This is a genomic window from uncultured Campylobacter sp. (genome assembly GCF_937997595.1).
In the GTDB taxonomy this organism is placed as follows: domain Bacteria; phylum Campylobacterota; class Campylobacteria; order Campylobacterales; family Campylobacteraceae; genus Campylobacter_B.
The window spans coordinates 1-10609 of sequence record NZ_CALKTS010000356.1 but is presented as its reverse complement, the minus strand read 5'-3'; the positions used below and the strand labels follow the sequence as shown (position 1 = coordinate 10609).

Annotated in this window: 11 protein-coding genes; 4 read left to right on the top strand and 7 right to left on the bottom strand. The window is 47.9% G+C overall.

What is annotated here, in order from left to right; genetic code table 11:
• Together Q0614_RS12160 and Q0614_RS12155 are read left to right on the top strand one after the other, a co-directional pair.
• Positions 1–494, top strand: a 494-nt coding sequence (locus Q0614_RS12160; protein ID WP_298789003.1) for an ATP-binding cassette domain-containing protein, incomplete at its 5' end; no start/stop codon positions are given.
• A gap of 15 nt (positions 495–509) precedes the next feature.
• Positions 510–863, top strand: a complete 354-nt coding sequence (locus Q0614_RS12155) for a hypothetical protein (RefSeq protein WP_298789001.1) — start codon at positions 510–512, stop codon at positions 861–863.
• Here Q0614_RS12155 and Q0614_RS12150 read toward each other — a convergent pair.
• From Q0614_RS12150 to Q0614_RS12120, 7 genes are read right to left on the bottom strand one after another with little or no spacing between them, the layout of a single operon-like run.
• Positions 856–1119: a hypothetical protein gene (locus Q0614_RS12150; RefSeq protein WP_298788999.1), complete on the bottom strand. Its 264-nt coding sequence runs from the start codon at positions 1117–1119 to the stop codon at positions 856–858. The genes Q0614_RS12155 and Q0614_RS12150 overlap by 8 nt on opposite strands.
• 2 nt (positions 1120–1121) lie before the next feature.
• On the bottom strand, positions 1122–1919 hold the full coding sequence (locus tag Q0614_RS12145) for a TPM domain-containing protein (RefSeq protein ID WP_298788996.1): 798 nt from the start codon (positions 1917–1919) through the stop codon (positions 1122–1124).
• Positions 1916–2509 carry a hypothetical protein gene (locus tag Q0614_RS12140; protein WP_298788995.1) on the bottom strand — a complete coding sequence of 198 codons (594 nt, stop codon included), beginning with the start codon at positions 2507–2509 and terminating at the stop codon, positions 1916–1918. Before Q0614_RS12140 ends, Q0614_RS12145 begins: the two co-directional genes overlap by 4 nt.
• Positions 2510–2524: 15 nt before the next feature.
• A complete protein-coding gene (locus Q0614_RS12135) occupies positions 2525–3238 on the bottom strand; it encodes a LemA family protein (RefSeq protein ID WP_298788993.1) in 714 nt (237 codons plus the stop codon).
• The gene (locus Q0614_RS12130) at positions 3235–4248 is read right to left on the bottom strand and encodes an alanine racemase (RefSeq protein WP_298788991.1); all 1014 of its coding nucleotides are present in this window, start codon (positions 4246–4248) and stop codon (positions 3235–3237) included. The genes Q0614_RS12135 and Q0614_RS12130 overlap by 4 nt, the downstream gene beginning before the upstream one ends.
• Positions 4241–4486: a CmeU family protein gene (cmeU, locus tag Q0614_RS12125; RefSeq protein ID WP_298788990.1), complete on the bottom strand. Its 246-nt coding sequence runs from the start codon at positions 4484–4486 to the stop codon at positions 4241–4243. Before cmeU ends, Q0614_RS12130 begins: the two co-directional genes overlap by 8 nt.
• Positions 4483–5853, bottom strand: a complete 1371-nt coding sequence (locus Q0614_RS12120) for a phosphomannomutase/phosphoglucomutase (RefSeq protein ID WP_298788989.1) — start codon at positions 5851–5853, stop codon at positions 4483–4485. Before Q0614_RS12120 ends, cmeU begins: the two co-directional genes overlap by 4 nt.
• A gap of 98 nt (positions 5854–5951) precedes the next feature.
• Between Q0614_RS12120 and Q0614_RS12115 the strand changes: the two genes are divergently transcribed.
• Entirely contained in the window at positions 5952–6443 is a 492-nt protein-coding gene (locus Q0614_RS12115) for a CreA family protein (protein WP_298788987.1), read from the top strand.
• 308 nt (positions 6444–6751) lie between these two features.
• Entirely contained in the window at positions 6752–10147 is a 3396-nt protein-coding gene (ccsA, locus tag Q0614_RS12110; RefSeq protein ID WP_298788985.1) for a cytochrome c biogenesis protein CcsA, read from the top strand.
• Positions 10148–10609 lie beyond the last annotated feature (462 nt).

Here is a 10609-nt window from a genome sequence, read left to right as displayed (position 1 = left end):
TCGGGCACCGCATTACGCACCGCCCTAGCGAGCTTAGCGGCGGCGAGCAGCAGCGCGTCTGCATCGCTCGCGCACTCATCAATGACCCCGATATAATCATTGCCGACGAGCCTACGGGCAACCTCGACGAGGCCAACGAGCGCGTAGTTTTGCAGCTCTTTCAGACGCTTCGTAGCGAGGGCAAGACGCTGCTTTTGGTCACGCACAACGAAGAGCTCGGTAAATTTGCCGACAAAGTGGTGCGCCTAAGACACGGCAAACTCGATCGAATAGAACTTTTAGATCAAAGCACAATGAAGCATAATCTCGGCTCACAGGATAAAGTTTCAGATCGCGATCCAAACAAAAGCGCTTCGCAAAGCTCTAGCGCCGAAGCTGCGAGCGAGCAAAATCCCGCCTCGCAAAATTCTGGCGGCGAAGATCAGAGTGCCGAAAATTCTAATGGCAAAAATTCCGATATTAGAAATTCAGGCGCACAGAATTCCGGTGCATAAAATTTAGCTCGCATGATGAAAAATGAAGCTACGTTAAAATTTAAAAATTTCACTGCCCGCCCGCGCTCTTTTTGGATCCGCACAAAGCTCGCGCGTGCAGGTGCAGCCCTTTGCTGCGCACGTCCTGCCGAAGCCGTTTGCCTAGAAAGATCAAGCACCGATGCAAAGCCGAGCGGAGTGGGTAAAAATTTAAAAAGTCTAAATTTTAAAAACCGAAACGCTACGGGCCCAGATTTCGACGTAGTTCGCAACATACGCCTAGGCGCGGATCGCGATATAAATTTCCGCCCAGATCGCGCCGTAAATTTTAAAATTTCAAACGCAAATTTAAAGGCCGATTTAGCGCGCCCGAAGGCTGGTTTTAGATGATGAAATTTTTAAATTTAAAAGTTGCTGCCGCCGTGTTCGCGCTGCTGCTCGCAGGCTGCGACGGATGGAAGCACCATCTAAGCAGCGACGGCACCTCGCTCGCCTCCAAGTTTGACCTCTCCGAGCGCACGCTAAAGATTGAGGCAACGACAAGCCGCTCATGTTGTTTTTCTATACTAGCAACCGAATTTAGAAATTCTGAAATTATAAAATTTAGATAAAATTCTACGATTTGAAATTTTGATGCAATTTCCACAGCTACCAGCTCCCGCTAGCACCGCCTCCGCCGAAGCTTCCACCGCCCCCACTGAAGCCGCCTCCGCTAAAACCGCCATTTCCTTTAAATCCGCCAAAATCCCCGGATGAGCCGCCTCTCATGCGCGATGAGCGCGCGATTTCGCTTATGATGTCTGCACTTGAGATTATATCCTCATCGCTTCTACTGTGGCGCGTCACGCGGCGGCTTAGTATCGCAAAAAGCAAGACCGCAAAAAGCACCATAAAGATAGCAAAGTCCTTGTTGCTCGGATCCTGCTGCGCATTGGCGTTAAGCGGATCAAATTTTATATCGCCGCCTTCGATCGTGCTGATGATCGCCGAAATCCCGCTAATGACGCCACTTTCGTAATCTCCCTGCCTAAAATAGGGCAGAATTTTATTGCTGATGATACGCTTGGCGCGCATATCGGTTAGCACGCCCTCTAGCCCGTATCCGACCTCGATACGCACTTTATGCTCGTGCGGAGCGACGAGCAGCAGTACACCGTTGTCGCGCCCTTTTTGCCCGATACCAAGAGCGCGCGCCTGCTCTACGCCTATTTCCTCGATAGAGTAGCCGCCGAGCGATTTTAGGCTTACGAACATGATCTGGTTTGTGGAATTTTTATCGAAAGTCGTTAAAATTTCATTCAGACTCTCTCTCGCGGCTGGGCGTAAAATGCTAGCCTCATCAATTACGGCGGTGCCGTTTGGATGGGCTAGATACTCGCTAGGTGCGGCGACGCTTATTACAAATAGCGCCATTAGGGAAAAAGCAAATCTACAAGCCACTCTCATCGCAGCTCCACCAAGGTCTCTTCTATCTCGTTATTTTCGCTATCTTTAGGCACTCGCATGGCTAGCTCGCACAGCGCGTCCATCGCCTTTAAAACAGCAGGCTCAAGACCTTGCGTGCTGGGATTAAATTCTGTCGTGATACGTTCAAACTCGCCCTTAGAGATAAACTCTGCCGCCCGCTTGCCGCAGATGATATGAGCGCAGCGCTCGCGGACGCAGACGCAAAACATTATCGCTTCTTTTACGCTGCCATAACGCTCGTAAAATTTTTGCATCGCAAACTCGCCAGAGAGCCGAAGTCTGCGAGATTTAAACATGATTAGAGTTAAAAGCGTGGGGCATTTAGCTAGCAGAGCTTTAATCGCAATGAAGCTAAGCGCTACGATCTGCAGTAGCTCAGCTTTGCTTATTTGCGGCACGAAGCACAGAACGATGCCGATCGCAAACGCCGTCACTGCCGCTGCGCTGTAGCTAGCTTCGCAGTCCTCTCTTGCTTCGCGCGCGACCACGCAGACGATCTGCGCACCACTTGCGGCTTCGGCTTTCGTGATTAGCTCGTGGATTTTTTGCTTGCACTGCTCGCTTAGCATTTGTCTCCCTTAGCGTTATTTAAACGAAACGCTAGGGGCTTTTTGGCTTGAGCTATCAGCGCTAAAGCTAGGTTTGGCGCCGCCTAGTCCTACTATGCGCGCGATGATGTTTGTAGGAAAGGTCCTAATTAGCTTGTTGTAGTCCTGCACCGAAGCGATGTAGTCCTTGCGCGCTACGGCGATGCGATTTTCCGTGCCTTCGAGCTGATTTTGCAAGTCGGCGAAATTCTGATTTGCCTTAAGATCCGGATAACGCTCGACTACCAGCATCAAGCGCGATAGGGCCGAGCTAAGCTCGCCTTGAGCGCCGTTAAATTTCGCAAACGCCTCTGGATCTTGCGCTAAACTTTCTGCATTGATATTGACAGCGGTTGCCTTAGCGCGGGCATTTATGACGCCTTCTAAGGTATCTTTTTCATGGCTTGCGTAGCCCTTGACGGTTTCTACGAAATTTGGAATCAAATCGGCGCGGCGCTGATATTGATTTTGTACCTGGCTCCACGCGGCCTTAACTTCTTCATCTTTGCTTACGAGTTTATTGTAAACCGGCACTGCAAATATCGCAAACGCAATCGCTGCAATCACTAAGACGATTAGAGCTTTGATTAAGATATGAAGCCCTCCTTTTTGGCGCGGATACTCTTCTCCGCCAAAGCTCTCGCCTCGCGCAGATAAGCCTTTATCGTCGTAACCTATACGCTCGTTATTTTCTCCTTGCAGCTCTTTCATTGAAATCTCCTTGGGATGTTGGAATTTAATTTGACTAAAATTTCATATTCGATCGTGCCGAAGCGCTTTGCCCAGGCTCGCGCATCGTCCAGCACGCAGATGCGCTCGCCGCTGAATTCTGCGCAGAAGCTATCCATCGACATTTTTCCGAGCATTTTTTGCCCGCTTGCAAGCGCTAGCTTGCCCTCGCCGTCGTAGCGAAATAGCCCATCTGCGTAGCCCAGATCGTATGTGCCGATCCTCATATCGCGCGGCGCTTCAAATTTCGCGCCGTAGCCCACGCGCTCGCCTTTTTTTAGCACGCGCGAGCTGATCAGATCGGCATAGAGCTTTAGCACGGGGTGTAAATTTAGGCTCTCGTCGAATTGCGGATAGCCAAACTGTGCCATACCCACGCGCACGTATTCGTCCTCAAAGCCCGCACTTCGCTCGATAGCTGCGGAGTTGCTCGAATGAAATTTTAAATTTTCAAAGCCCGCGGCGGCGGCTTTTTGCCTCGCGAGACGCTTAAATTCTATGAAATTTTGCCTTTGTGCGAAAAAATCTCCACTTAGCTCGTCGCTTGTGCGAAAGTGCGTGAAAAAGCCGTGAAGCTTAAATCCGCCCTGCTTGCATAGCCTAAGCGCCTCATCTAACTCGCTCGCACTGATGCCGTTTCTATGCATTGCGGTATCTGCAGCGATATAAATTTTAAGCCCTCGTTTAAGACGCGAGAAGTAGCTCAGATCATTTACTGCGTAGCAAAACCGCTCGTCCTCGTCCCCGCGCGGAATGTGCGAGAGCACTAAAATTTCGCCGAATAGATCCGCGATCTGCGCAGCTTCCGCAGCACTTCGCGTTACGACGCGTACGAAGCCTAGCTTTGCCGCTTCCTCGCAGCAAAGCCTGCAGCCATGACCGTATGAATTATCCTTGGCTACCAAAAATACTCGCTCCGCTCCACCTACTTTGGCGGCGATTTGCGCTAGATTGTGCACATAAGCGGCGCGATCTAAGATGATCTCAGACATCGAAATTTAGTCCGTAAGTGCGGTATAAGTATGGCAGCAGCTTGCGCGCGGCGTAATCGTAGCCGTAGAATTTCGCGTAAACTTCCTTCAGGCTAGCCGCGCCTGCGCGCTCGAAATCAAATACGTCGGTATCCGCGATTTTTGGCACGCGCTCATCTAAGAATTTAAAAAATTCCGCTCTCGCAGCCAAAAGCTCTTTTATATTTTTTTCAACCTCTTGCTTTTCAGATTCGTTCATCTCTGATCCTTTAAATTTTCTAGTTTACCTAAAAATACGCGCTGCATCTCGTCGCGAAACTCAGGGCTGCGAGCCTCGAAGCGAGTTACGATCACAGGCGTGGTGTTGCTTGCCCGTACGAGCGCCCAGCCGTCATCAAATCGCACTCTGATGCCGTCGATCTCGATAATATCGCGGATGGGCGGCAGCTCCGCGATACCTGCGTGGATTTGAGTTTTAAGAGCTTCGATGATCTTAAATTTCGCCTCCTCACTCGTATTAAATTTTATCTCGTCGGTGCTAAAAACTCGCGGTAGCTTGTCTAGTTCGGCGTCTAAATCATATCCTTTAGCTACGAGCTCAAGCACGCGCATCATCGCATATACGCCGTCATCAAAGCCGAAATATCGCTCTTTAAAATAAATATGCCCGCTAACCTCGGCGGCAAGATCGATACCGAGCTCCTTCATCGCCTTTTTGATATTGCTGTGGCCGGTCTTGCCCATAAAGCTTTTGCCGATCTTATCGATGGTGTCATACATCGCTTGAGAGCATTTAACTTCGCCTAGGATGCGCGGGCGGTGCATGTTTAGAGCAAGCAGGCATGCTAGCTCGTCACCTTTGATGTTGCGGCGCGGCGTAAGCACGGCGATCCTATCTGCATCTCCGTCAAAGCCGAAGCCCAAGCTCACGCCATCTTGCTTCATCGCAGCTTTGAGATCTGCTAAATTTTTCTCTTCGCTGGGGTCTGGGTGGTGGTTTGGAAAGTTGCCGTCTGGCTGCGGAAATAAAACTTTAGCGTTTAGCTCCAGCCTTTCTATGATTTTAGTAACGGTAACGCCCGCAGCGCCGTTTGCGCAGTCGATTATAAAGGGCGCGGCAAAGCCCTTAAGAGCCGCAAATTCCTTCTCAAAATATGCTAGATACTCGCTTAAGATGTCGTACCTCTGGGTGCTTGTATCGGTTGGAATTTCAAAATTTGAACTCATTAGCTCTCGCACCTGCGCGCCAAGACGCCTTAAATCCGCGCCAAAGAAGCTATCCGTGCCGATCGTTATCTTAAAGCCGTTGTAATTTTTGGGGTTGTGCGAGCCGGTGATCATTACGTTTGCGTCAAATTTATGCGTAAATACGCTAAAATAGCCCACCGGCGTCGGTAGCAAGCCGATATTATAAACCCGCAACCCGGCAAAATTTAGCCCGCTTACGAAATAGCCGAAAAGCTCATCCGCGCTAAGACGGGCGTCGTATCCCACGCTAACGCGCTCAAGCCCGAGATTTGCGATATGTTTGCCAAGCGCGAAGCCGATCGCTTTTACGCTGCGCTCGTTTAGCTCCTCGCCCACGATGCCGCGAATATCGTATTCTCTAAAGATATCTTCGATCATAAAATTCCTTTAAATTTAAATCGCGGTATTTTATAAAAACTTGCTTAATATTTATATTATAAATGATAAAATCGCCGCTAAAATTCCAAAGGATGATTATGAAAAAATTTATTCTAGTAGCGATTTTAGCGGCTTTTGCTTGCGCGGGCGATTACGAGCTCGTAGGTAGCGTAAATACTTCGTTTAGAATTTTTGGCAAAGACGATCGCATCGAAGTTATCGCGGTTAAAGATCCTAAGATCGACGGCGTGACCTGCTACGTCTCTTACGCCAAAAAAGGCGGTGCCAAAGAGATCATCGGCGTGGAGGAGGACCGCTCCGAAGCCTCTGTGTCGTGCGTGCAGACAGCGCCTAAAATCATCATTAAAGAGGAGCTGAAAAAAGAGGATATTTTTGAAAAACGCAGCTCGTTGATCTTCAAAAAGACCCATGTAGTCAGGCTTTACGATGCGCTGCAGGGCTCGCTAATCTATTTGGTTTATTCAGACAAAGTGATTGACGGCTCGCCCAATAACTCGATCTCGGCAATCCCGTGCCATCAAGCCGTGGGCGACGTGTGCGAGCTCGCATATACCCAAGGCAAAAAATAATAAGAAGTAATTTCGCAAAGATAGAATTTTATCGCAGCGGAATTCTAAATTAGAAATTACGCGATGAGATGACGCACGAAATTTAATAGAATTCGCTAAATTTCACAGCATTTTATAAAATTTTATCCGAGCCGTTAAATTTCTGCGCGAATGCCTAAGATGAGAATTTTACCGCTTTATCAGAGCATCTTAACGCATATTCGCGCTACGCTAGCAGGCGTGCGCTTGCAAGCCGTAAAATGAAAAATTAAGCAATTTTTGCTAAAATCTCGCGATTTTGAAAACCCTCGTAAATCTAAAGGAAATCAATGAAGACATTTTTTAGTATGGAGTGCGCGTCAGTGATGCTACTGATTTTGGCGCTAGCCTGTGCGATCGCCACTTTCGTAGAGACCGCTTACGGCACGGAAGTAGCTTGGGCGATGGTTTATTCTACTGCGTGGTTTGGCGCGCTGATGGTGCTTTTGGGAATAAATTTAACCTACAATATCTATCGCTACCGCATGATTAAGCTTCGCACGCTGCCTGCGCTAATCTTTCACGCGAGCTTTTTGTTTATGCTTGTTGGAGCAATTTTGACGAGATATTTCGGCTTTGAGGGCAATATCCATATAAGAGAGGGCGGCGAAAGCTCGATCGTAACGACCAAAGACGAGGTCGTTCAGCTCCTTACTTTAGGCAGCGATGGCGAGTTTATCTCCGCCGATGAGAGCAAATTTTTAAACGGCGCAGGACGGATGAACTTCGATCTCAATCTAGACGTAGAGGGCAGGATCGCAAATTTAAAATTTAAAGAGCTTGTAGAACATGGCGAGCTAAAATGGGTGCAAGATCCGACCAGGCAGGCTCCTGCGCGCGTGGAGCTATTATTTTCAAACAATGTCGGCAGCCAAAATGTCTCCTTGCAATCAGGCGAGAGCATGGAGATAGGCGAGCTTAGTATTACTTTTAACACAGAGCCTAAAAGTAAGAATTTCATCTACATAAAATCTAAAGACGGCAAATTCTATCTAAACTCAAGTCTTGATATAAACGCCACTAAAATGGCTGATATGAGCACTGCGCCGCTTAAGAAAAACGAGGATAATCCGCTAGGCAATCTCTCGCTTTACAGCTTCGACGGAATAAATTTCGCCCCCGTTAGCCTACTTAGCTCCGCGGTCGAGAAATTCGTCCCGGTCGATGCGAATTTACCGGGTGAACCCGGCGTAGTAGCTACGCTAAGCTTTGCGGGGCAGAGTCGCGAAATCTACGTGCCTAAGGATTCGCATGGCGCTAGCTACAAGGTGGGTGATAAGAATTTCATCGTAGCCTTGGCGCCAAAGATGCTTCATTTGCCTTTTAAAATCGCGCTTCGCGACTTTGTGATGGATCGCTATCCAGGCACCAATTCGCCCTCCGGATATAAAAGTGAAATCACGCTAAAAGACGGCAATACGAGCTTTGATTATGATATTTTTATGAATCACGTGCTCGATTACGGCGGATACCGATTTTTCCAAAGCTCATACGACACGGATGAGCGTGGTACCGTGCTTTCGGTCAATAAAGACCCCGGCAAAGCTCCAACTTACATCGGCTATTTTTTGCTTTGCGTGGGGATGTTTTTTAACTTTTTCAACCGAGGCTCGCGCTTTTTCAAGCTCTCGCACTTAATCAGCGAAAATACGCATCTTGCTCGAGAAAAAGATGTAAATTCTAAAAATTCCGCGTCTAGCTCGGTGCCCGCAAGCTCCGCAGAAAGCTCTGCATCAAAACGCGCCAAAAAATCGCGACGCGGCACTAAAGGCGCAGCATTGGCATTAGTAGGCGCGTTGGCTTTGAGCTTGGCTGCATTGTATCCTAGCGCAGCAAATGCCGAACAAAACTCCACGACTCAAAATTCTATTTCGCAAAATTCAGCGCCGCAAAGCTCGGCTAGCGTGCAAGATCCCGCTTCGCAAAATTCCGCGCAGAATTCCGCCGTTGAAAATTCCAAGCAGAGCTCCGCTTCGCAAGAATCTACAGCGGAGCAAGACTCCGTCCCACCGCATAATTTTTCTACTATGGGAGGCGAACTAGCCGTGCCGAAATTTGATCCTAAATTTAGTGAGGATCTAGCAAGCCTCGTAATTCAGGGATTTGATGGGCGAATGGAGCCTTTCGATACCGTTTCTAGGGAGCTTTTAAATAAAATTTACCGCGCCGACGACTACAAAGCGCCAAATAGCGAAATTTTAAACCATAACGCCGCTGCGCTTTCGTTTATGCTAAATCAAAGCTACTGGAGGCGTGCGCCGATCATCAAGGTTAGCGAGCCGGAGCTTAAAAAAATTCTAGGTATGGATGAGAAGCAAAGCCACGCCAGCATGATGGATTTTTTTGAATTTAAAGGCGGCGAGAGTTATTACAAGCTCGATAAAATGGTCGAGGAGATCAACCGCAAGCCTTTGGGCAATCGCGGTGTGCTAGATAAAGAGATCATCAAGGTAAACGAGCGCGTGAACGTCTTTTACTCGGCGTTTATGGGGGATTATTTTAGAATTATTCCGGTTAAGAACGCTAAAAATAACGAGTGGCTTTCGCCGCTATATCTAGGCGATGCGCTGGATCAAAACGAATCTGCTGAAGTTAAAAAGATGATGGGAATATTCGTTTCGTCCGTGGTCTATGCCCAAGAAAGCGGGGATTGGAGCGGCGCAGAAAAGATGCTAAGCTACGTCAAAAAATACCAGGCACAAAACGGCGCAAACCTAATGCCTAGCGAAAGCGCGATAAAATATGAAATTTTATTTAATAAGACTAAAATTTTTTCTCGCCTCTTTCCGATCTACACTATCTCGGGATTTTTGCTTCTAATCTTTATCTTTTTGCGAATGATGAAGCCTACTCTTCGCTTAGGCGGTGCGTTTAAGCTCGTTTACGTCGTAAATATCGTCGCCTTCATCGCGCATACCGCAGGCCTTGCGCTACGCGGCTACGTCTCTGGGCACGCGCCGTGGAGCAACTCCTACGAATCGCTCATCTACATCGCGTGGGCGCTGTCGCTAAGCGGAATATTTTTCTCGCGCAAATCTGCCATATCGCTGGCGCTAACGTCAATAATGGCGGGCATAACGCTGATGGTGGCGCATCTTAGCGACATCGATCCACAAATCACCAATCTCCAGCCGGTTCTAAAATCGCACTGGCTTACGATCCACGTCTCGGTAATCACCGCGAGCTACGGATTTTTAGGCCTTTGCATGCTGCTTGGAATTTTTACCCTCGTGATGTTTTTATTCGATAAGAAAAACCCCGAGATCGCGCGCAACATCACGGAGGCGACGCACATCAACGAAATGTCGATGATCCTAGGGCTTTGCTTGCTGACGGTCGGCAACTTCCTAGGCGGCGTGTGGGCGAACGAAAGCTGGGGGCGCTACTGGGGCTGGGATCCGAAGGAGACCTGGGCGCTCATTACGATTTTCATCTACGCGGTAGTAGTGCATTTTAGGTTTATGCCTAAGCTCAATAATCAATTCGCCTTTGCCGTAGCCTCAATGTTTGCGTATTTTAGCGTCATAATGACCTATTTTGGTGTAAATTTCTACCTAAGCGGCATGCACTCCTATGCTAGCGGCGAGCGTATTCCGGTGCCGGGCTGGGCGTACGTGATGGTCGCTTCGATGGTGGCTCTTGCGATCGCGGCGTATTTTCGCTCGGGCAAATCGGCTAGACTTTAGATAGGTGGGGCCCAAATTTCAGAATAATAATTTTGAAATTTCGCCCGGATTTTGCAGCTTGCCGAGGCTTTAGGGATTTATGAAATTTATCTTTAAATTTTGGCTAGGCTTTGAAATCCCGTAGAATTTTATAGAATTTTATGGCTCACGATTGCGCTAAATTTTAAAATTTTGCATCGCGACAGAATTTTTTGATGCTTGAAATTTTAAGACGTCGTAAAATTTTAATGATTTGGAATTTGCACCGCTATGGGGTTTTAATGTTTTAAATTTTACTTCTAGCGGAATTTTTTCATGCGACAGAAGTGCGACGAATTCTAGAATTTTAAAATTTCAGCTAGCGCGCTAGTGCAAAATTCTGCCCTACTGCCGCCATGACCGAGCAGTGAAATTTTAAAATTTTAAATTCCGCGCCATGATAGAATATGATAGAATTTGAAAATTTATAAAATTTTAAACTGC

Bases quoted from the DNA above. Each gene is read 5' to 3' on its own strand.
- Q0614_RS12155 (WP_298789001.1), top strand. From the start codon at position 510: ATGAAAAATGAAGCTACGTTAAAATTTAAAAATTTCACTGCCCGCCCG.
- Q0614_RS12130 (WP_298788991.1), bottom strand. From the start codon at position 4,248: ATGTCTGAGATCATCTTAGATCGCGCCGCTTATGTGCACAATCTAGCG.
- Q0614_RS12120 (WP_298788989.1), bottom strand. From the start codon at position 5,853: ATGATCGAAGATATCTTTAGAGAATACGATATTCGCGGCATCGTGGGC.
- ccsA (WP_298788985.1), top strand. From the start codon at position 6,752: ATGAAGACATTTTTTAGTATGGAGTGCGCGTCAGTGATGCTACTGATT.
- Q0614_RS12135 (WP_298788993.1), bottom strand. From the start codon at position 3,238: ATGAAAGAGCTGCAAGGAGAAAATAACGAGCGTATAGGTTACGACGAT.
- Q0614_RS12140 (WP_298788995.1), bottom strand. From the start codon at position 2,509: ATGCTAAGCGAGCAGTGCAAGCAAAAAATCCACGAGCTAATCACGAAA.
- cmeU (WP_298788990.1), bottom strand. From the start codon at position 4,486: ATGAACGAATCTGAAAAGCAAGAGGTTGAAAAAAATATAAAAGAGCTT.
- Q0614_RS12145 (WP_298788996.1), bottom strand. From the start codon at position 1,919: ATGAGAGTGGCTTGTAGATTTGCTTTTTCCCTAATGGCGCTATTTGTA.
- Q0614_RS12115 (WP_298788987.1), top strand. From the start codon at position 5,952: ATGAAAAAATTTATTCTAGTAGCGATTTTAGCGGCTTTTGCTTGCGCG.